General features: G+C 32.6%; 18 protein-coding genes. 9 read left to right on the forward strand and 9 right to left on the reverse strand.

What is annotated here, in order from left to right; translation table 11 throughout:
* Positions 1–5 precede the first annotated feature (5 nt).
* Complete coding sequence (locus tag L1276_RS09580) at positions 6–1,319, reverse strand: hydroxymethylglutaryl-CoA reductase, degradative (RefSeq protein ID WP_253787193.1); 1,314 nt, start codon at positions 1,317–1,319, stop codon at positions 6–8.
* A 180-nt stretch (positions 1,320–1,499) separates the two neighbouring features.
* Here L1276_RS09580 and L1276_RS09585 point away from each other — a divergent pair, with 180 nt between their 5' ends.
* The 6 genes from L1276_RS09585 (at position 1,500) to L1276_RS09610 (ending at position 8,776) form a co-directional block, all read left to right on the forward strand.
* Positions 1,500–3,671, forward strand: coding sequence for a S9 family peptidase (locus tag L1276_RS09585; RefSeq protein ID WP_253787195.1), 2,172 nt, complete (start codon positions 1,500–1,502; stop codon positions 3,669–3,671).
* A gap of 36 nt (positions 3,672–3,707) precedes the next feature.
* Entirely contained in the window at positions 3,708–5,384 is a 1,677-nt protein-coding gene (locus L1276_RS09590; protein WP_253787197.1) for a peptide MFS transporter, read from the forward strand.
* A 1-nt stretch (position 5,385) separates the two neighbouring features.
* A complete protein-coding gene (locus L1276_RS09595; RefSeq protein WP_253787199.1) occupies positions 5,386–6,870 on the forward strand; it encodes a peptide MFS transporter in 1,485 nt (494 codons plus the stop codon).
* Between the two features lie 41 nt (positions 6,871–6,911).
* On the forward strand, positions 6,912–7,379 hold the full coding sequence (locus tag L1276_RS09600; RefSeq protein ID WP_253787200.1) for a thioredoxin family protein: 468 nt from the start codon (positions 6,912–6,914) through the stop codon (positions 7,377–7,379).
* A 226-nt stretch (positions 7,380–7,605) separates the two neighbouring features.
* The gene (locus tag L1276_RS09605) at positions 7,606–8,058 is read left to right on the forward strand and encodes a thioredoxin family protein (protein ID WP_253787201.1); all 453 of its coding nucleotides are present in this window, start codon (positions 7,606–7,608) and stop codon (positions 8,056–8,058) included.
* 268 nt (positions 8,059–8,326) lie between these two features.
* A complete protein-coding gene (locus L1276_RS09610) occupies positions 8,327–8,776 on the forward strand; it encodes a thioredoxin family protein (protein WP_253787202.1) in 450 nt (149 codons plus the stop codon).
* Between the two features lie 6 nt (positions 8,777–8,782).
* On the opposite strand, the gene L1276_RS09615 is transcribed toward L1276_RS09610, so the two are convergent.
* Genes L1276_RS09615 through surE form a run of 5 tightly spaced genes read right to left on the reverse strand, consistent with a single transcriptional unit; the run spans position 8,783 to position 13,576 of the window.
* Positions 8,783–10,819, reverse strand: a complete 2,037-nt coding sequence (locus L1276_RS09615) for a ComEC/Rec2 family competence protein (protein WP_253787203.1) — start codon at positions 10,817–10,819, stop codon at positions 8,783–8,785.
* Positions 10,820–10,871: 52 nt separating this feature from the next.
* Positions 10,872–11,369, reverse strand: coding sequence for a C40 family peptidase (locus L1276_RS09620; protein ID WP_253787204.1), 498 nt, complete (start codon positions 11,367–11,369; stop codon positions 10,872–10,874).
* An 11-nt stretch (positions 11,370–11,380) separates the two neighbouring features.
* Positions 11,381–12,496: a lipid-A-disaccharide synthase gene (lpxB, locus tag L1276_RS09625; RefSeq protein ID WP_253787206.1), complete on the reverse strand. Its 1,116-nt coding sequence runs from the start codon at positions 12,494–12,496 to the stop codon at positions 11,381–11,383.
* 35 nt (positions 12,497–12,531) lie between these two features.
* On the reverse strand, positions 12,532–12,804 hold the full coding sequence (locus L1276_RS09630) for a hypothetical protein (RefSeq protein WP_253787207.1): 273 nt from the start codon (positions 12,802–12,804) through the stop codon (positions 12,532–12,534).
* Positions 12,797–13,576 carry a 5'/3'-nucleotidase SurE gene (surE, locus tag L1276_RS09635; RefSeq protein ID WP_253787209.1) on the reverse strand — a complete coding sequence of 260 codons (780 nt, stop codon included), beginning with the start codon at positions 13,574–13,576 and terminating at the stop codon, positions 12,797–12,799. Before surE ends, L1276_RS09630 begins: the two co-directional genes overlap by 8 nt.
* A gap of 212 nt (positions 13,577–13,788) precedes the next feature.
* Between surE and L1276_RS09640 the strand changes: the two genes are divergently transcribed.
* Positions 13,789–15,975, forward strand: a complete 2,187-nt coding sequence (locus tag L1276_RS09640; RefSeq protein WP_253787211.1) for a carboxy terminal-processing peptidase — start codon at positions 13,789–13,791, stop codon at positions 15,973–15,975.
* A gap of 81 nt (positions 15,976–16,056) precedes the next feature.
* A complete protein-coding gene (locus tag L1276_RS09645; RefSeq protein ID WP_253787213.1) occupies positions 16,057–16,836 on the forward strand; it encodes a DNA/RNA non-specific endonuclease in 780 nt (259 codons plus the stop codon).
* Between the two features lie 44 nt (positions 16,837–16,880).
* Here the strand turns inward: L1276_RS09645 and L1276_RS09650 are convergent, their stop codons facing one another.
* Positions 16,881–18,416: an MFS transporter gene (locus L1276_RS09650; RefSeq protein ID WP_253787215.1), complete on the reverse strand. Its 1,536-nt coding sequence runs from the start codon at positions 18,414–18,416 to the stop codon at positions 16,881–16,883.
* 84 nt (positions 18,417–18,500) lie between these two features.
* Between L1276_RS09650 and L1276_RS09655 the strand changes: the two genes are divergently transcribed.
* The gene (locus L1276_RS09655) at positions 18,501–19,340 is read left to right on the forward strand and encodes an AraC family transcriptional regulator (protein WP_253787217.1); all 840 of its coding nucleotides are present in this window, start codon (positions 18,501–18,503) and stop codon (positions 19,338–19,340) included.
* Between the two features lie 69 nt (positions 19,341–19,409).
* Here L1276_RS09655 and rpe read toward each other — a convergent pair whose 3' ends face one another.
* Both rpe and L1276_RS09665 read right to left on the reverse strand, forming a co-directional pair.
* On the reverse strand, positions 19,410–20,072 hold the full coding sequence (gene rpe / locus L1276_RS09660; protein ID WP_253787219.1) for a ribulose-phosphate 3-epimerase: 663 nt from the start codon (positions 20,070–20,072) through the stop codon (positions 19,410–19,412).
* 313 nt (positions 20,073–20,385) lie between these two features.
* On the reverse strand, positions 20,386–21,249 hold the full coding sequence (locus L1276_RS09665) for an RNA polymerase sigma factor RpoD/SigA (protein WP_007804760.1): 864 nt from the start codon (positions 21,247–21,249) through the stop codon (positions 20,386–20,388).
* Between the last annotated feature and the right edge of the window lie 83 nt (positions 21,250–21,332).

The following is a 21,332-nucleotide window of genomic DNA, read 5'->3' on the forward strand; positions in this document are numbered from 1 at the left end:
TCTAATTATTTTCTTAAACTTTCAATGAATTCAACTACAGCGCTGTGTGAAACTGTATTTTTTTTAAAATGAGATTTGATTAAACGACGTTCTTCTTCAGTTGCTTCAAATTGGTTGATGATATTATTAAGGTGCATTTTCATATGTCCTTCCTGAATTCCTGTTGTGGTTAAAGAGCGCAAAGCGGCAAAGTTTTGTGCTAAACCGGCAACAGCAGTAATTTCCATTAACTCTCTTGCAGAAGGTTTTTCGAGCATTTCCAGGCATAATTTTACCAATGGATGTAACGAAGTCAATCCGCCAACGGTTCCTAATGCTAAAGGAATTTCAAGCCAGAAGGTAAAAATTCCGTTCTCGATTTTAGCGTGTGATAAACTTGCGTATTGGCCGTTTTTTGATGCGTAAGCATGAACTCCCGCTTCTACAGCTCTAAAATCATTTCCGGTTGCCAAAACCACAGCATCGACACCATTCATGATTCCTTTATTGTGTGTTACCGCTCTAAAAGGTTCAATTTCGGCAATTTGAACCGCCTGAACAAAACGATCAGCAAAATCCTGTGGATTGGTAATGTGTTTTTCGGATAAATCTTCAATTGGACACGAAACTTCGGCTCTAACAAGACAATTCGGAACGTAATTAGATAAAATACTCATAATTACAGTCAGAGTATCTTTTTCAGAAAATAAATCAGAATCCTGAAACTCTTCTTTTAAAGTCGAAGCAAACTGCTCTAAGCACGAATTAATAAAATTGGCCCCCATGCTGTCTTTGGTTTCAAAAGTGGCATGAAGCTGATAGTAATTCTCAAGTAAATTACGTTTGTCTTTTAGCTGAATATCAAGTATACCGCCACCGCGTTCCTGCATATTTTTAGTAATACTTTGCGTATCAGAGAAAAACTTTGGTTTTATTTGTTGAAAAAAAGATTGTAATTTTTCGGCATCACCATTAAAATTAAAATGAACCTGACCGATTTTTTCGGTGTCAATTACAGTAGTTTTGAAGCCTCCGCGCGAAGCCCAAAATTTTGCTGCTTTTGAGGCTGCGGCCACAACTGAGCTTTCCTCAATGGCCATAGGAATGGTTTTATACTTTCCATTAATCAAAAAATTAGGAGCTACTCCAAGCGGAATATACAAATTGGTAATCGTATTCTCAATAAATTCATCATGCAGCTGTTGGAGCTTTTCGTCTGAATTCCAGTAATTTCTTATAATATTTAATGCTTCTTCGGGAGTCGAAAAATATTCATTAGCGATCCAGTTAATTTTTTCTTTTTTGGATAATTTAGAAAATCCTGCAACAGCGTTGTTCATTCTCAATATATTAAATAATAATGTAGCTGCAAAGATACTATTTTAAGAGTTTCGTTTGCAATGTATTTCAAACATGAAAATACGCAATCGTTATTTTTTTTAACATTTAACACTTAAAATGTGTATTATGTTTATTTTTTTTATTAAAATTGGGCTCTTTTTATATTTAAAATAATTCTAATGAATACAAGTAAATTTACTGCAGTACTTTTATTTTTAACTGCGGTCGTTTTTGGACAGCAAAAAATAACTGTCGAAAATGTTTTTAGCGGTACTTTCCGGGCAAAAGGAATGGATGAACTTCAATCGCTGAAAAATACAAATCAATATACTGTTTTAAATATTGATCAGGCGAGCAGAAGCATGCAGATTGATTTATACGATTTTGCAACGCTGAAAAAAGTATCGAATCTTATTGATACTAAAAACTTCAAAGAACTTGCCGACGGAATTGACAGCTATACTTTTGATGCTTCTGAAAAAAAGATCTTAATTGCTTGTAATTCTACTAAAATCTTCCGTCACTCTTTTACTGCTGATTACTATCTTTATGATATTGCAGCAAAAACCTTGACTAAACTTGTTGATTTTCAGATTCAGGAACCAACATTCTCGCCTGACGGAACGAAAATCGCTTACGCAAAAGAAAACAACCTTTATATATACGATACTGCTTCAAAAAAATCTACGGCGGTTACTGCTGACGGAAAGAAAAATGCCGTTATTAATGGTATAACTGACTGGGTTTATGAAGAAGAATTTGCTTTTGTACGTGCATTTGACTGGAGCAAGGACAGTAAAAAATTAGCTTATATTCGTTTTGACGAAAGTCAGGTTCCGGAATTTTCTATGTCTATGTTTCATAAAGATTTGTATCCAACAATCGAAACTTTTAAATATCCAAAAGCCGGAGAAAAGAATTCTGTAGTTTCATTACATATTTATGATGCAGCAGGAAATACTTCTAAAAAGGTAGATTTAGGAAATTACAATGATTTTTACATTGCCAGAATGCAGTGGACAAATGATAATAATGTATTATCTGCTCAGGTTTTAAACCGTCATCAGGATAATCTGGATTTATTATTTATCGATGGAACTACGGCTGCAGCAAAAGTAGTTTTAAATGAAAAAGATAAAGCGTATGTGGATGTTACAGATAATTTGACTTTCTTAAAAGATAATACTTTTATCTGGACAAGCGAAAAAGACGGTTTTAATCATATTTATGTATATGATAAAACAGGAAAACTTAAAAATCAGGTTACAAAAGGAAACTGGGAAGTAACTTCATACTACGGTTTCGACGAAAAAACAAAAACGATTTTCTATCAGTCTACAGAAAATGGTTCTGTCAACAGAGATCTTTACAGAATTAGTTTAGACGGAAAAAATAAAGTGCGTTTGTCTTCAAAAAAAGGTACAAGTGCAGCAACCTTTAGTCCTAATTTTCAATATTTCATTACAACTTTTTCAAGTAATTTAGTGCCTGCGACTTATACTTTAAACGAGGCGAAAACAGGAAAAGAAATTCAGGTTATCGAGAACAATCAGGCTCTTGCTGATAAATTGAAAGCGTATAATCTTCCTTCGAAAGAATTCTTTGTTTTAAAAACAGCAAAAGGAAACGAATTGAATACCTGGATTTTAAAGCCAAAAGATTTTGATGCTTCAAAAAAATATCCGGTTTTCATGTTTCAGTATTCTGGGCCAGGATCACAGCAAGTAGCAGATCAATGGAATAATTCTAACGATTATTGGTTTCTTTCATTGACGCAGCAAGGATATATTGTAGTTTGTGTTGATGGAAGAGGTACAGGTTATAAAGGTGCTGATTTCAAAAAAGTAACTCAGAAAGAATTAGGAAAATATGAAGTTGAAGATCAAATCGATGCTGCAAAAGTAATTGGAGCATATCCGTATGTTGATGCTTCAAGAATCGGAATTTTTGGATGGAGTTATGGTGGTTTTATGGCTTCTAACTGTATTTTTCAAGGAAATGATGTTTTCAAAATGGCAATTGCTGTTGCGCCGGTTACAAACTGGAGGTTTTATGACAGTGTTTACACAGAAAGATATATGCAGACTCCACAGGAAAACGCAAGCGGATACGATCAAAACTCTCCAATAAATCACGTTGATAAATTGAAAGGTAAGTTTTTGTTGATTCACGGTTCTGGCGATGACAATGTTCATGTTCAAAACTCAATGCAGATGATGGAAGCTTTAATTCAGGCTAATAAACAATTTGATTCTCAAATCTATCCAGATAAAGATCATGGTATTTATGGCGGAAAAACAAGAATTCAGCTTTATAATAAAATGACTAATTTTATCAAAGAAAATTTATAATATAACTTTATCAAAATCAAATAAATAGTGAATAATATGAAAGAAACTCAAGTAAAAACTGCGCATCCAAAAGGGCTTTGGGTATTATTTGGAACGGAGATGTGGGAGCGATTTAATTTTTATGGAATGCGCGCTTTATTAACTTTATTTCTTGTGAATTCATTATTAATGAAGGAAGAAGAAGCGTCTCTAATTTATGGAGGTTTCCTTGGACTTTGTTATTTAACACCAATGTTGGGTGGTTTCATCGCCGATCGTTTTTTAGGAAACAGAAACTGTATCTTATTAGGCGGATTGTTAATGGCAATTGGGCAAATGCTTTTGTTTACCAGCGGAAGTGTTTTTGAATCTAATTTAAGCCTTGCAAAAATTATAATGTACTCTGCATTAGGAGTAATTGTTTTTGGTAACGGATTCTTCAAGCCAAATATTTCTAGTATGGTTGGAAGTTTATATCCAAAACAAGAAAAAACAAAATTAGATAGTGCTTTTACTATTTTCTACATGGGAATTAACATTGGGGCTTTCTTAGGACAGTCTATTTGTCCTTTATTAGGAGATGTTAAAGATGCTGGCGGAATTAGAGATATTCACGCTTTTAGATGGGGATTCATGGCTGCTTCTGTTGCGATGTTGTTAGGAACAATTCTTTTTTACTTCTTGAAAAATAAATATGTGGTTTCTCCAGAAGGAAGACCATTGGGAGGTTTGCCTTCTAAAAATGTTGCAGAAGATTTTGAAGAAGGAGAAGCGCAAAAAGCTAATTTTTCATCTAAAGCTTTGGTTATGGCCGGAGTTGCATTTATTGTTTTAGGATTCTTTTTTCACTATGCAGTAGGGCAGAATTTAATTTACACTTTGATTTATTCCAGCGGATTAGCATTAGCAGGATTAATCATTTCTGATACTTCGTTAACTAAAATCGAAAGAGATAGAATTATAGTAATTTATATCGTTTCGTTCTTTATTATTTTCTTCTGGGCGGCGTTTGAGCAGGCTGGTTCATCTTTAACTTTTATTGCTGATAATCAAACAGACAGACATTTCTTTGGTTGGTTAATGCCTCCGTCGATGGTTCAAATTTTTAACGGATTATTTGTTGTTCTTTTGGCAGTGCCTTTTAGTGTTCTTTGGGACACTTTAAGAGCTAAGGATAAAGAGCCTATTTCTCCGGTAAAATTAGCTGTAGGTTTAGTCGTGATTTCGATCAGTTTCTTTATGATCGCTACTCAGGTTTCTTACATTGGGACTTCAGGACTGTTATTAGTAAAATGGCTTATCTTATTATATTTCTTAAATACATGTGCTGAGTTATGTTTGTCTCCAATTGGTTTATCATTGGTAGGTAAATTATCTCCAAAACGTTTTGCATCATTATTATATGGAGTATTCTTTTTGTCTAACGCTTCCGGTTATGCTTTAGGAGGAACTTTAGGTTCTATCTTGCCTGCAACCGGAGATAAATTTGCAAAAGCAAAAGAATTAGGAATCGATCTTCAGGCAGTTTTAGATAAAAAATTAACACCCACAGCAGAGCAGATCGCTTTGCTTGATCAACATCAAATTAGTGCTCAAAACCCAATTTTTGCAGGATTTGAAATCCATAACTTATATGAATTCTTTATGGTATTTGTTGTCCTTACTGGTATTGCGGCTATTTTATTATTTGCTTTAACACCACTATTAAAAAAATTAATGCACGGTGTTAGATAGAATGGAAAACAATATTACTTTAGAAGAAATTCAAAATTTTAAAGGCAAGTACCCAAAGCAATTGTGGTACTTGTTTTTTGTTGAAATGTGGGAACGTTTTTGTTTCTACGGAATGCGTGGGGTATTAACTATTTTTATGGTAGATCAGCTTTTTTTGAAAGAAGATCACGCCAATTTGCAATACGGAGCCATTCAGGCCTTTGTTTATGCATTTACTTTTATTGGAGGAATTTTTGCTGATAAAATTTTAGGATTTAAAAAGTCATTATTATTTGGGGCAATAGTTATGATTCTTGGCAACCTTTTGATTGCTGTTGCGCCACACGATTTATTTTATTACGGTATTGCTTTCTCTATTATTGGAACAGGTTTTTTTAAGCCAAATGTTTCGTCAATGGTTGGAGAGCTATATAAAGAGGATGATGGAAGGCGAGATGCCGGGTACGGAATGTTTTATGCGGGCATAAACGTTGGTGGTCTTTTAGGAGGTGCTTTATGTGTGTATTTAGGGAAATATTATTCTTGGGAGTTGTGCTTCTTATCAGCAGCGATTGTAATGTTTCTAGGTTTGATTACGTTTTTAGCAACTAAAAAATATCTTGGACCAATTGGAGATTCTCCTTTGTTGGAAATGGAATCAGGAAAAAGGAAAATACGTGAGATTTTGGTTTACACACTTTCACTTTTAAGTATTCCGCTTATTTATATAATGGTCAAAAATACTGATTATACAGATTATTTCATGTATACAATTGGTATCGTTGCTGTTTTCTATTTCACTTATGAACTAATTAAATTAGGAGATGTAAAACTTCAAAAAAAGCTTTTTGCAGCATTTTTATTTGTATTTTTTTATCTATTGTTTAATGCAATTTATGAGCAGAGTGGTGGATCATTATCGCTTTTTGCAAAAGACAATTTAGATGATAAATTGTTGTTTTTTACAATTGACCCAAATATTGTAAATAACAGTTCAAATACGCTCTTTGTGGTCGTTTTAAGTCCGCTTATTGGATTACTGTGGATTTGGATGGGCAAACGAAAAATTGAGCCAAATACTTTGATTAAATTTGGAGTTGGATTTTTGTTCCTTGCTGCTTCATTTTATATTTTCTATCTCACTAAATTCTTCGCAGATTCAAAAGGTATTGCTTCGCTAAATGTGTTTACTTTTGCGTATTTAATTACAACAATTGGAGAGCTTTGTTTAGGACCAATTGGAATGTCCATTATTACTAAATTATCTCCAAAAAGATTGTTTGGTATGATGATGGGATTGTGGTTTTTAGCGTCTGCTTTTGGACAGTTATTTGCTGGTAAACTAGGTGCCGAAATATCAAAATCAAATACTGGAGCTACGCTGGTTTCCAAATTGCAGTCTTATACTGAAGGGTATTATCAATTAGCGATTTATTCGCTTATAGCAGGTGTTGTTCTAATTGCAATTTCGCCTATTATTAGAAAACTAATGCAAGAAGTAAAATAACCAATCTCTTTTTTGTTTAAATTTGCGAAAAATAACACATTATGAAAAGAATATTATTGATAGCCTTTTTTGTAGTTGGAGCATTTGCTGGTCAGGCTCAGGAACTAAAATGGTATACTGATGTTAAAGAAGCAATCACGATAAGTAATAAAGAGCAAAAACCAATGTTAATGTTCTTTACAGGAAGTGATTGGTGCGGATGGTGTATTCGTTTGCAGAATGAAGTTTTGAAAACAGCAGAATTCAAAAAATGGGCTTCGGATAATGTTGTTTTAGTAGAGTTGGATTATCCAAGAGGTGTCCCTCAGACTCCGGAATTAAAAAGTCAAAATAGTGAATTGCAGCAAGCTTTTGGAATACAAGGATTTCCAACTGTATTCTTTACAAGTGCCCAAAATAAAGATGGAAAAATTAACTTTACAGGTCTTGGAAAAACAGGATATGTTGCCGGTGGTCCGTCTGCTTGGTTAACAGTGGCCGAAGGTATTGTTCATCCTAAAAAGTCTTAAATAAAGAACTTTAAAATTATAAGTTATATATAAAACTCCTTACAGTAATGTAAGGAGTTTTTTTGTTTAGTAAGAAAAAGTGTTCATATATGATTTCCGAAATTATTATTTATGTATTTATTTATCTATAAAAAAACATATAATATATTTTTTAATGCTATATAATTTGGATAATTAAAATATTGTGTTAATTTCGTCATGCTATACTAACCAAAACCAATATAATATGACTAAAAAATTACTTATCCTACTGTTTTTTTTAGGTTCATTTTTCGTTCAGGCACAAACTCTTGCATGGAGAACTAATATGACTGATGCAATTGCAATTAGTAATGAACAAAAAAAACCAATGTTAATCTTATTCACTGCCTCAGGTGTACCGGAAAATCTTCAAAATGAAATCTTTAAAACCCCAGACTTTGCCGTGTGGTCTCGTGACAACGTGGTGCTGGTAAAATTAGATTTATCAGATGAAACAGCATCTGATGGAGATAAAGAACAAAATGTCAGATTAAAAAATGCCTTTGGAGTTCAGGATTTGCCTGAAGTGTGCTATGCGGTCGCTTCAGTGAGAAAAAATAAAACGACTTTTAGTGCTCTTGGAAAAATTTCGTATAAACCAGGAGGAGCAAAATCGTGGATTGCAGAATCAAATAACATCCTGCATCCAAGCGAGTAATAAATTTAAATTAAGTTTCTTAGTTTAATTTGTAGAATCCCTTTTCAGTAAATATTGAAAAGGGATATTTTTTAAACAAATATTAAATGTAAATTATACATTTAATACTAAAACGGGAATTATTTTCCGTTTTTTTTAAATATTGAACTATAAAAAGAGAATTTCATTTTAATGTATTTTTTTTGTAACTATTTGTTTTAAAGAGTATTGTTTGGTGTTGCTTTTATGTTAATTTAGTCGCATTAACCCAAACCAAAACCAATTACTTATGAGCCGAAAATTACTTACCCTACTTTTATTTTTAACTGTTTGTTTAGCTGAGTCGCAAAATCTGGAATGGAAGACTGACATGACGGATGCGATTAACGTGAGCAATGAACAAAGAAAACCATTATTAATTTTATTTACTGCGGCCGGAGCTCCGGAAACTTTACAAAACGAAGTGTTTAAAACTGCTGATTTTGAGAAATGGTCTAAAAAGAATGTAATTCTGGTAAGACTTGATTTATCTGATCCCAATATAGACAGCGAAATTAGAGAACAAAACTTAAGATTGAAAAATGCTTTTGGTATTGAAAATTTTCCAGAGGTTTGTTATGCAAGTGCTACCATTCGAAAAGGAAAAACAAACTTTAATACACTAGGCAAACTTGCGTACAATTCTGGAGGTGTAAAGACATGGATTACAGATTCTGATTTAATTTTAAATCCAGAATAAAAAAGATTAGTTTAATCTATAAAATCCCTTTTCGGCTGTGGCGTGAAAAGGGATATTTTTTTTCTCGCAGCTTATCTGCCATATTTTTTGAAGCGCATAAGAATTGGATCCATCTGCAATAATAATTTTTGGATCCAGTTCAGTCAAAATCCTGTCAAGATTTATTTTTGGTGATTGAGTTAAAATTAAAATATCCGGCTTTATTCTGCTTTCATAAATTCCTGTACTGTCAATTATCGAAATTTTATGCTCATTAAAAAACAAAACATTTTTGAGTTGTTGGGATTGATTCAAAACACCAAAATTACCAACCAGGTAAGAATTGAAAATGTTACTTTTTGTGCTTTTATCGCTAGTTGTATCGCTCGCAAAAAGCGTAATGTTTTTTCCGTTTCTTTTAGAAATTAAACTGTTTTTCTTCACATTATAAACAATCAATTCCTTCTGATTGGATATTTCTCTTTTCGTATAGATCAAAGCAGACTGAAATAAAATTATAGTGGTAAATACAATAATTAATTTTTTGTAACTCGGTTTTTTTGACCACATTGCTGCGCTTATTATTACTAAATAAAGTGTAATCAGGTGGTAGAAATTAAAACTGATACCTTGAATAACAAAAGATTCAAAAGAAGCAACATAATGAATAAGCAGGTTTAAAATATAAATGCTCTTTTCAAAAATATAAATTAATATTTCGGGCGGACTTTTGAAAATTGCAAAAAGCATAACAATGATTCCAGCAATCATTATAAAAGATAAAACAGGCAGGATTATAATATTGGTAACAAAAAATAATCCGGGAAATTGATGAAAATAATAAAGACATAAAGGTAAAGTGCCAATTTGAGCAGCGAACGAAACTGTTAAAGCATTCCAAATGTAAAGGATGAATTTATTTTTTGGATTCCATATTTTATCCAATTCCGGCTGGAGCCAAACAATAAAAAATAATGCTAAGTAACTCAGCTGAAATCCAACGTCGAATAGAAAGTATGGTTCAAAAAGTAATATCAATAAAATTGAAACTAACAGCGTATGATAAATGTTGCCGCTTCTTCGCAAATGATTTCCAATTGCCACAAACGAAAACATTACAACAGAGCGCAATACAGAAGGCGACAAACCTGAGATAACGGCAAATCCGGCCAGCGAAATTAAAATGGAAATTAATTTTATGGCAGAACCTTTTCGGGTATTTGGAATTGGTTTTAAAATAAACATTATAAAAAGCATTATAAAACCAACGTGAAGCCCTGAAACAGAAAGAACGTGTGTTGCTCCCGAATATTGATAATCTTTTATTATATCTGCTGAAATTTCCTGCTGTTGTCCTAAAATCAAGGCGAGCGCCACATTCATTTCATCTTTATTGAAATGAGCGCTTTCGAGATTTTTTAGAATAGTTAAATGCAGACGTCCCGAATAATACCAAATATCCTTTGTAATTGTTCTGCTGATTTTTATTTCTGATTTTTTGCAATACAATTGTGCGTAAATCTGTTTGTTTGCTAAATATTCTGAATAATCAAATTGATTTGGATTTTTATTTGAAACCGTTTTTTGTAAACTTGTTTTAACCTTAATGATATTTCCAATAATCAATGGATTTTTTAAACTGTCTCTTTGAATATTGACGATAATTCTGCCTGAATATACTTTGTAATCAATGTTGTTTATAAGTCCAATGTATCGGTCATTGTAATCGTTGCTTTTAAGTTTTTCGCGCAATGTAAAAGTTATAAACTGCGGTTCTTCAAAAACAATTTTCGAATGCGTATAATTAGATTTGTCAAAAGTATCAGTATGAAAAAGCAATACACATACTCCAACCGAAAAGGATATAAAATAGCTGTTTATACCAAAGAAGATATTCGCTTTTTTGTTTTTAATTGAAAGAAAAAAAGAAATACAAAATATGATTGTTGAAAACCCAAGAAATACAAGAGAAACGTTAAGCGAAGGCTGACAATAATATGAAATTAAAATTCCGAAAAGAAAGCTGATCGTAATTTTAATTAAAGGAAAATCTAATACTTTCATGGTGTAAAAGTATTAAATATTTGTAAGAAAATAAATATATTTTTAATTATAGTTATTCGATTACTCTGTTTACTTGCTCAAACGAATTCTTATAATAAGGTTCTTTTGTAGAAGAAATTATGACGCCTTTTGAAGTAGAGGAATGCACAAATTTTATTTCATCTGAATTTGTTTCTGTAATGAGTCCAACGTGATTGATTTGTCGGCTTTTGTTGGTTTTAAAGAAAATTAAATCTCCTTTTTTTGCATCATTAAGCGGAATTACTTTTCCAACTTTGGCCTGTTCGAAAGAACTTCGTGGAAGTTTTATATTTTCAGATTCAAAAGTAGTATAAACCAATCCTGAGCAGTCAAAACCACTTTTGGTAGTTCCTCCTGCTTTGTATTTTACGCCAATATTATCTGTCGCAGTGTCGATTAAATTTTTAACCAAAGATCTGTTTTCTTTTTTCGATTCGTTTTTACCTGTACTTTTATTTACAGTAGTTGAAGTCGATTTGCAAGAAACCAATGCGATAGATAAAAGAAGAAAAACGAATACTTTTTTCAAAACAGTAATATTTAAGATTTTAAATCAGCAACTATAAGTTTTGCCGTTTTTTTACTTGCGCCTATACCACCCAGTTTTTGTTCTAAAATATCATAGTTTTTGAGCAGTTTTTCGCGGTGAGAAGGTTCAAGGAGTTTGTTCAATTCTTCCTTGATACGTTTTGTATTGCATTCGCCCTGAATCAATTCAGTTACAACTTCCTGATCCATAATTAAATTTACAAGCGAAATGTATTTTAGCGTTATAATTCGCTTTGCAATTTGATAGGAAATCGAACTTCCTTTATAGCAAACCACTTCGGGAACTTTAAAAAGTGCCGTTTCTAAAGTTGCTGTTCCTGAAGTAACTAAAGCCGCGGTAGAAGAACGTAATAAATCATACGTTTTATTCGAAACAAATGCGATATTTTTGTTTTTTATAAATTGCTGATAAAATTCATAATCCTGACTTGGCGCACCGGCAATAACAAATTCATACTCCTGAAAATCATCAACAACACTCAGCATTACGCTCAGCATTTTGGTTATTTCCTGTTTACGGCTTCCCGGTAAAACAGCAATAATTGGTTTTTCTCCCAATTTATATTCTTCTCTAAAAGCAGCTTCATTAAAAGCAGGCTGATTTTGAATAGCATCAATAAGAGGATGCCCGACAAAATCTACAGGGAAATGATGTTTGTCTTCATAAAAGCTTTTTTCAAAAGGTAAAATCACAAACATTCTGTCAACGTCTTGTTTTATAGCGTTGATTCGATTTTCTTTCCAAGCCCAAATTTGTGGAGAAATATAATAATGTGTTCTGTAATTGAGTTCTTTAGCCCATTTTGCAATACGCATATTAAAGCCTGGATAATCAATAAAAATGATAACATCCGGTTTAAAATCAGAGATGTCTTTTTTACAGATTTTTATATTGTTTAATATGGTTTTTAAATTAAAAATGACTTCAATAAAACCCATAAAAGCTAAATCGCGATAGTGTTTTACTAATGTTCCGCCGGCTTTTTGCATTAAATCACCACCCCAAAATCTAATATCTGCCTGAGGATCTTCCTCATATAATGCTTTCATTAAGTTTGAACCGTGTAGATCTCCAGAAGCCTCACCAGCTATTATGTAGTATTTCATATCAACGAATTTTTATTGCAGCACAAAGATAGGATTTAAATAATTATAGTAGAAATTGCCAGAACAATCACGGCTAAAATTACGCCCCGAGCCATCATTTCTTTATTTCTGTTTAACAGAAGTAAGAAAACGGCAAGGTCTAAAGTGGTGCCAATTGTAATTATTTTTCCCAAATATCCCATTTCTTTTATAGTCTGAATTCCGGTAGAAATATCAAATTTCGTAAAGAACTTAATAAATAAATAACTCCCTAAAAGAGCTGTAAAGATTCCAACAATAAATCCAATCAAAAAGTCTTTTTTATCCATTTAATTTCCATGTATTAAGTTGCTGCATAGTATGATGTGCGGTTAAGTCGAATTGAACAGGAACTACAGAAATGTATCCATTTTCAAGTGCCCATTCATCTGTATCTTCGCCGTTGTCTTCGTTTGTAAATTTGCCTGTAAGCCAGTAATAATCTTTTCCGAAAGGTGTTTGTCTCTTATCAAATTTTTGCGCGTAGTAGGCTTTTGCCTGACGACAAATTTTTATTCCTTTAATTTCTTTTTCGCTTAATTTTGGAAAATTGACATTTAAAACAACTCCTGGAGGAAGTTTATTTTTGAGTGTTTCTAAAGCTATTTTTTTTACAAATTCTTTAGCAGGTTCAAAATCGGCATTCCAGTCAAAATCCAAAAGTGAAAAACCTATAGCCTGAATTCCTTCAATTCCTGCTTCGACAGCTGCACTCATGGTTCCTGAATAAATAACATTAATCGATGAATTTGATCCGTGGTTAATTCCGGAAACGCATAAGTCTGGTTTTCTTTTTAAGATTTCATTTACAGCCAGTTTTACACAATCTACAGGCGTTCCGGAACAGCTGTATTCTGTAATCAGATCATCATCTTTAGAAATTTTATCCAAAAACAAAGTATTATTTATGGTAATGGCATGTCCCATTGCACTCTGAGGTTTGTCTGGAGCGACTACAATAACATCACCAATAGTTTCCATTACGCTTATTAAAGCTCTAATTCCGGGAGCCAGAATTCCGTCGTCATTGGTTACTAATATAAGGGGTTTTTCGTCTTTCATGATGAGATTACTATTTTTGATTTTTCAAAATTAAGGCTTGTAAAAACAAATGTAGTAACAGATTTTGGTAGATTACTAACAAATAAATAAAAATTGTAAACTAAATTCAGGAAGACTTTTGAACAACAAACATTTTTATATCTTTAACAAAAAATTATACTGATCTTGGCATGTTAGGATAGTTTTTACCGTAACTTAGATTAAAAAATTTGATGAATGCTATTATTAAGTTTATGAAAAGAAATTATAAAATACTTATAGCCGTATTATGCTTGTCCTTAACCCTGTTTGCTTTTAAGATAAATGCTGACAAGAATGATGATCCGGATCCAAATAGAGACAAGACACTTTTAGAATTACTGGCTTTTGTTATTGAGAAAGGACACTATAGTCCGGCAGAAATAAATGACGATTTTTCAAAAGGTATTTTTAAAGATTATATCGATGCGCTGGACCCTTCAAAGAGGTTCTTTCTGCAGTCGGATATTGACGAGTTCAAGCAATATGAATTAATGCTTGATGATCAGTTTTTGAACAAAGATTTGACATTCTTTAATTTAACGTATACAAGGTTAATGAAAAGAATGGAGGAGAGCAAAAAACGTTATAAAACGATTTTAGCGCAGCCTTTCAATTATACTGCAGATGAAACTTTTAATGCAGATTATGAGACTCTTCCTTATGCAAAAAACTTGGCGGAAATTAATGAAAGATGGAGAAAACAAATTAAGTTGTCTACACTTTCTTCGCTTGTAACAAAGCAAAAAATTGAAGAAGAGAAAAAGAAAAAAGATCTTGCATATAAAGAAAAATCTTTTGAAACTTTAGAAAAAGAAACGCGTGAGAGTTCTTTAAAATCTTTAGATGATAATTTTAGTGTTATTAAAGATTTGAATAAAGATTACTGGTTTTCAGTGTATTTGAATTCTATTATGACTCGTTTTGATCCACATACAAGTTATTTTGCTCCAGAAGAAAAAGATCGTTTTGATGTAAACATCAGCGGTAAACTAGAAGGAATTGGTGCAAGATTAACTAAGAAAAATGACTTTACTCAAATTGATGAATTGATTTCTGGCGGACCAGCATGGAAAGGAAAACAACTTGAGGCCGGCGATTTAATTTTGAAAGTAGCTCAAGGTAACGAAGAGCCTGTTGATGTTGTTGGAATGCGTCTTGATGATGTTGTGAAAAAAATTAAAGGTCATAAAGGAACTGAAGTTAAATTGACAGTTAAAAAAGTTGACGGAAGTATTAAAGTAATTTCAATTATAAGAGATGTTGTTGAAATTGAAGAAACGTATGCAAAATCAAGTATCGTTGAAAAAGACGGATTGAAATACGGTGTTATTTATCTTCCTAAATTCTATATTGATTTTGAAAATAAAGACGGTCGTGATGCTGGAAAAGATATTGCTCTTGAAGTAGAAAGACTGAAAAAAGAAAATATAAACGGAATTGTTCTTGACGTTCGTGATGACGGTGGAGGATCTCTTTCTACAGTTGTTGACATTGCTGGATTATTTATTGAACAAGGACCAATTGTTCAGGTGAAATCTGCCGGTAAAAAGAAAGAAGTTTTATACGATAAAGACAAAAAAATAGAGTGGGACGGGCCATTAGTAATTATGGTTAACAGTTTCTCTGCTTCGGCTTCTGAAATTTTAGCGGCTGCTATTCAGGATTACAAACGTGGGGTTATCATTGGTAGTAAACAAACTTATGGTAAAGGAACTGTGCAAAATGTACTAGATTTAAACCAATTTGTTCGTAATGCCAATTACGGAGATTTGGGAGCATTGAAAATTACAGGTCAAAAATTCTATAGAATCAATGGCGGTTCTACACAATTAGAAGGAGTTCATAGTGATGTTGTAATGCCAGATCGTTATGCTTATTTAAAAATGGGAGAACGTGATATTGATAACGCAATGCCATGGGATAAAATTGATCCTGCTGATTACAGTACATGGACTTCTAACCAGAATTTTAGCAAAGCGATTGAGAAAAGCAGAACCAGAATTGCGCAAAATCCTCAATTTCGATTAATTGAAGACAATGCTAAATGGATTGATGTTAAAAACAAAGAAAACATTTACAGCCTGAATATTAAGAGTTTTAAAGAAACTCAGGAACAAGTTGAAAATGAAGGTAAAAAATACAAACCAATTTCAGATTACAAAAACAGTTTGGTTTTTAAATCTTTACCTTACGAAGTACAAGAAATGAACAATGATGCTACGTTGAAAGAAAAAAGAGAAGCTTGGCACCAGGCTTTATCTAAAGATGTATATGTCGAAGAAGCATTAAATGTGTTAGATGATTTACAATCTGCTTCGTATGTAAAAGCTAATGTTCAGCAGCCTAAAATGAAAAAGGAGAAATTAGTAAAATCTTAATCTTTAGAAAAATTTAATTTGTTATTGAAAAACGCTTCTTAAATAGTAATTTAGGGAGCGTTTTTTAGTTAAATATTGTTTATGAAAAATACTTTAGTTTGCTTTTTAGTTGGTTTACTGGCTTTTTCCTGTAAAAAAGAAAATGTATCGAGTGTAGAAATAGTGCAGGAACAAAATACATTTGTTTCGGATCAAAATACTACAGGTTCACTTTATTCAATTGCGTATCAGCCAACTTCAACAACAAATCAAATCGTAAAACATAAATATTACACCTTATCTTATAATGAAAAATTTGAGCAGGCAGAATGGGTAGCTTACGAATTAAAAAAAGAATATTTAAAAAATGGAAATTTTAAGCGTCCGTATTTTATAGAAGATCCAAAAGTAACCACAGGTTCTGCAGATTGGAGAAACTATAAAAAATCGGGTTATGATAAAGGACATCTTTGCCCTGCCGGAGATATGGAGTTTAGTGAAGAAGCGTATAATGATACTTTTTATACTTCGAATATTTCGCCGCAAAAACATGATTTTAATAGCGGCATATGGAATAGAATAGAACAGAAAACGCGTTATTGGGCTGATAAATACAATGATATTTATGTAGTAACGGGTGGCATTTTAAAAGATTCTGATAAAAAAATAGGAACAGAAAAAGTTTCTGTTCCTAAATATTTCTATAAAATTGTTTTGTCAAAATCAGGAAAGGAACATAAAGCAATTGCATTTTTGGTTCCAAATGAAGACAGTGATAAACCTATTTATGATTTTGTAGTTCCTATTGAAACTGTGGAAAAAATGACCGGAATCGACTTCTTTCCGAATTTAAAAAATTTAAAAAGCAGTAAAGATTTTTAAGCTAGTAATTCTCAATTCAATTTAAAAAAAATTAGATAAAAAGGTTATAAATTTTGTCTCTTACTTTTAAAATTGAATGTTATAAAACTGATGAGAGCCAAAATCCAGACTCCGATTCCTCCATATAAAAGTACAATTTCAAAGCCGTGAGAAAGGGCATTATGTGCAATATTTCCGAATGAGTCTAATTGAGCAAGTTCAGAAAATTCCTGATTAAGAGATGAAAAATTTCCTGCTGCTATTTTTTCTGCAGCAGAGTGCAGTGTTATTGTGTTTACAGTGCCGGAAAAAGCCGTATTTAAATAAGAAGAAATTCCCTCAACCAATAAAAAGCCCATTAATGCAATATTTATAGATAAAGTAATTAATCTGGCGCTCATATCTATTCCAGAAGCAATTCCTGCGCGACTGGCAGGGACAGAACCTGTTGTTGTATTAGTTACAGGTGTATTGGTTAAACCTAATCCAATTCCGGCCAATAAAGAACCCGGAAGCATTGTCAGCCAGCTGGCATGTTCTGCCATTGCGCCGTATCTCATTAAAATAAATCCCAATCCTATTACAAATAATCCTAACGGAATTACAATTCCTGAACGATATCGAACGGAAAGATACTCGGCTAAAGGAGGAATAACCAGAGTAGGAAGTGTGTAAGCCAATAAAGAAAGACCAACGGTTACAACATCATATCCTAAATAACTTTGAAAATATATAGGCAGGTAAATGATAAAAGGCCAGAAGCTGAAATTCATACCAATAGACCCAAAAATGGCGCCTGAGAAATTACGTATTTTGAATATTGAAAAATCAAACATTGGGTAAGGAATTCTTTTTTCGATCCATAAAAACAGAATAAAACTTATTACAGCAATTATTATACTGCTCAAAGTTATGGGGCTGAAAAAACCAGGATCTGAACCTTGTGTAATAAAATAAGTTAGCCCAAAAATAGAGATAGATAAAGTGATCATTCCCCATATGTCTAATTTTACCGTATTAGAATCTTTAGACTCGTCTACATATCCATAAACAAGAATCACAGCCAGAACAGCTATTGGCACATGAATCAAAAATACCCACTGCCAGGATAAAAATTCTATGATTGCTCCGCCTATAATTGGCCCAAAACCAAGTCCAATACCGAGTATAACTCCCCAAATGCTAAAAGCTTTACTTCGTTCTTTTCCTTCCTGAAATTGATGAGAGAGTGCGGCGATTTGACAAATTAACATTGCACCTCCGCTTATACCTTGAAAAAGACGGCTGATAATTAAAACGGATATATCTTGTGCGATACCACAAATTAAAGAGGAAACAGCAAATAAAATTAAGGTAATAATTAAAATTCGTTTTCGGCCATATCGATCAGCCAGAGTTCCTGTTGCCATTAAAACGCTGGTACAGCCTATTGTGTAGATATTCATGATCCATTGCATATCTTTTAGATCTGCTTTTAGTATTTTTTCAAGTGTTGGAAGTATTACCGGCACGCTTGAAATCTCTAGAGAGAACATTAATGTGGCCAGACAAATGGCTGTTAAAACTAATATGTTTTTGAGTGTATAAAAATTTTGTTTCATTTTTAGAAATTTTTTTTGTCAAAAATAAACTGAATTAATTATTTTTATCAGTACAAAAACAGGATAAAAAAGTACTTTTGTGACATGAAAAAAGAAAATATGCATCAATCTGTTGAAGTGATTTATGAAAAAGTAGACCAATGTCCACTGGTAAAATCACATCTTAGTTTTTTTCAGATGGTTTATGTTATTTCAGGTACAGGATTTCTTTATATTAACGGAAATGCCATGTCGTATCAGCAAGGAAATTTAATGCTTCTTACTCCAAATGATCATTATACATTTGAAATTAGTACAACAACAGAGTTTTTACTTGTAAAGCTTAATAGTGAATATGTAAAAGAGTATAGATCAAAAAGTATTGATCACATTGAGTGTCTGTTGTATTATGCAACTCATTTATCGGGTTGTATTTTAAAACGAAAAGAAGATGAATTTCTGGTAAAAATGATATCTGATTCCTTGCTTCATGCTGCACAGAATAAAGATATTTATGATGAAGATTTAATAACGCATTATGTAAATGCTCTTATTGTTATTGCCGCAAGAAATATTGCCAAGATAAAACCGTCTGGAGTAAAAGAGAATGCAGACAAAAGGATTTTAGAAATTATTAATTACATTCAGGCTAATATTTTCTTTCCTCAAAAAATAAAAGTTTCAGTAATCGCAGCTCAATTTGATATATCAGATACATATCTGGGAAGTTATTTTAAAAATCATTGCGGAGAAACGATTCAGTCTTTTATTTCAAATTATAAAATCCGATTGATTGAACACCGATTAAGTTTTAGTGATATGAGGATTAATGAAATTGTATCTGAATTTGGTTTTTCTGACGAAAGTCATCTCAATAAATTTTTTAAAAAACACCGAAATATCAGCCTGACGGGATATAGAAAGGCAAAAGTTCTTCAGATTTGATCTGTTTTTTTAGAATAAAAAAAAGCCGAAGATTATTATTTTCTTCGGCTTGTAATTTTATTTAGAAATTTAAAAAGCAGTCAAAGCTTTTAAATCAGCGATTGTATGAGTTGGGTTTTCTGCTTTAAACACAAAGCTTCCGGCAACCAAAACATCAGCTCCGGCTTCTACTAATTGTTTTGCATTTTTACTGGTTACACCGCCGTCAATTTCAATAAGAGTCAATGCTTTTTTGCGAGTAATTAAATCTTTTAGTTTTTTAACTTTTGTATACGTATTTTCAATGAAAGATTGTCCGCCAAAACCAGGATTCACACTCATGATGCAAACCAAGTCAATGTCGTTTATAACATCTTCTAATAAGTCAATATTGGTATGCGGATTAACAGCAACTCCAGCTTTCATTCCTTCGGCTTTAATTGCTTGAAGTGTTCTGTGTAAATGTGTACAAGCTTCGTAATGTACCGTTAAATTATTGGCTCCTAAATCGGCAAAAGTTTTAATGTAACGATCCGGATCGATAATCATTAAATGTACATCAATTGTCTTTTTTGCATGTTTTGAAATGGCTTCTAAAACCGGCATTCCAAAAGAAATATTCGGAACAAAAACTCCATCCATAATGTCAATATGAAACCAATCGGCCTGACTGTTGTTAATCATTTCGATATCACGCTGTAAATTCGCAAAATCGGCAGCAAGAACTGAAGGAGCAATAAGAGTATTTTTCATTGTGTAGTTGTGTGTTGTTTTTTTTACAAAGATAAATTTTTTATGCTGTGCATTGTAATTTAACCGCAAAGCACGCAAAGATTTTTGGCTTGTAAGATTCTGTAAAAAACGCAAAGTTCGCAAAGCTTTGTGTGCTTTTCGGTTAAATTTAAAAAAAGATAAAAATAAAAAACTCCGGTAATCAGCCGGAGTTTCAATCATCAATCAAAAAACGAACAGTCAATCAAACTGTTGTTTGCGTTACAAAGGTTTCATGTTTTATGTTTCAAGTTACGCAAAATAACCTGAAATTTTAAACTTGAAACAAATATTATTATCCTAAATAGGTTTTAAGAATTTTACTTCTGGAAGTGTGTTTTAATCTACGGATTGCTTTTTCTTTAATCTGACGAACACGCTCACGAGTTAAGTCGAAAGTTTCTCCAATTTCTTCTAAAGTCATTGGGTGCTGATCGCCAAGACCAAAATACAAACGAACAACATCTGCCTCTCTTGGAGTTAATGTTTCTAACGAACGCTCGATTTCAGTACGTAATGATTCGTGAATTAATTCTCTGTCAGGGTTTGGAGATTCTCCAGAACGTAATACGTCATAAAGGTTAGAATCTTCACCTTCAACAAGAGGTGCATCCATCGATAAGTGACGACCAGAGTTTTTCATAGACTCTTTTACGTCATTTACGGTCATGTCAAGTTCTTTTGCAATTTCTTCAGCAGAAGGCGGACGCTCGTTAGACTGCTCTAATAACGCATACATTTTGTTGATTTTATTGATAGAACCAATTTTGTTTAGTGGTAAACGAACAATACGTGATTGTTCTGCAAGAGCCTGAAGGATCGATTGACGAATCCACCATACGGCGTAAGAGATGAATTTGAAACCACGAGTTTCATCAAAACGCTGAGCTGCTTTAATAAGACCTAAGTTTCCTTCATTAATTAAATCAGGAAGAGTTAATCCTTGATTTTGATATTGTTTAGCAACCGATACAACGAAACGCAGGTTGGCTTTTGTTAATTTTTCTAATGCTCTTTGATCACCCGCCTTTATTCTTTGTGCTAATTCTACCTCTTCATCAGCGGTAATTAGGTCAACTTTTCCGATTTCTTGTAGATATTTATCTAACGATGCAGTTTCACGATTGGTTACCTGCTTGGTGATTTTAAGTTGTCTCATGTTATTTGTCTCCTCAATTTTTAAGTGTACAAGTGATTATACGTATGAAGTATCAAAAAAGTTACAACTATTTAAAAAATATT

This window comes from Flavobacterium sp. HSC-32F16 (assembly GCF_024171645.1).
Lineage (GTDB): Bacteria > Bacteroidota > Bacteroidia > Flavobacteriales > Flavobacteriaceae > Flavobacterium.

Bases quoted from the DNA above. Each gene is read 5' to 3' on its own strand.
- L1276_RS09580 (WP_253787193.1), bottom strand. From the start codon at position 1,319: ATGAACAACGCTGTTGCAGGATTTTCTAAATTATCCAAAAAAGAAAAA.
- L1276_RS09585 (WP_253787195.1), top strand. From the start codon at position 1,500: ATGAATACAAGTAAATTTACTGCAGTACTTTTATTTTTAACTGCGGTC.
- L1276_RS09590 (WP_253787197.1), top strand. From the start codon at position 3,708: ATGAAAGAAACTCAAGTAAAAACTGCGCATCCAAAAGGGCTTTGGGTA.
- L1276_RS09595 (WP_253787199.1), top strand. From the start codon at position 5,386: ATGGAAAACAATATTACTTTAGAAGAAATTCAAAATTTTAAAGGCAAG.
- L1276_RS09600 (WP_253787200.1), top strand. From the start codon at position 6,912: ATGAAAAGAATATTATTGATAGCCTTTTTTGTAGTTGGAGCATTTGCT.
- L1276_RS09605 (WP_253787201.1), top strand. From the start codon at position 7,606: ATGACTAAAAAATTACTTATCCTACTGTTTTTTTTAGGTTCATTTTTC.
- L1276_RS09610 (WP_253787202.1), top strand. From the start codon at position 8,327: ATGAGCCGAAAATTACTTACCCTACTTTTATTTTTAACTGTTTGTTTA.
- L1276_RS09615 (WP_253787203.1), bottom strand. From the start codon at position 10,819: ATGAAAGTATTAGATTTTCCTTTAATTAAAATTACGATCAGCTTTCTT.
- lpxB (WP_253787206.1), bottom strand. From the start codon at position 12,496: ATGAAATACTACATAATAGCTGGTGAGGCTTCTGGAGATCTACACGGT.
- L1276_RS09630 (WP_253787207.1), bottom strand. From the start codon at position 12,804: ATGGATAAAAAAGACTTTTTGATTGGATTTATTGTTGGAATCTTTACA.
- surE (WP_253787209.1), bottom strand. From the start codon at position 13,576: ATGAAAGACGAAAAACCCCTTATATTAGTAACCAATGACGACGGAATT.
- L1276_RS09640 (WP_253787211.1), top strand. From the start codon at position 13,789: ATGAATGCTATTATTAAGTTTATGAAAAGAAATTATAAAATACTTATA.
- L1276_RS09645 (WP_253787213.1), top strand. From the start codon at position 16,057: ATGAAAAATACTTTAGTTTGCTTTTTAGTTGGTTTACTGGCTTTTTCC.
- L1276_RS09650 (WP_253787215.1), bottom strand. From the start codon at position 18,416: ATGAAACAAAATTTTTATACACTCAAAAACATATTAGTTTTAACAGCC.
- L1276_RS09655 (WP_253787217.1), top strand. From the start codon at position 18,501: ATGAAAAAAGAAAATATGCATCAATCTGTTGAAGTGATTTATGAAAAA.
- rpe (WP_253787219.1), bottom strand. From the start codon at position 20,072: ATGAAAAATACTCTTATTGCTCCTTCAGTTCTTGCTGCCGATTTTGCG.
- L1276_RS09665 (WP_007804760.1), bottom strand. From the start codon at position 21,249: ATGAGACAACTTAAAATCACCAAGCAGGTAACCAATCGTGAAACTGCA.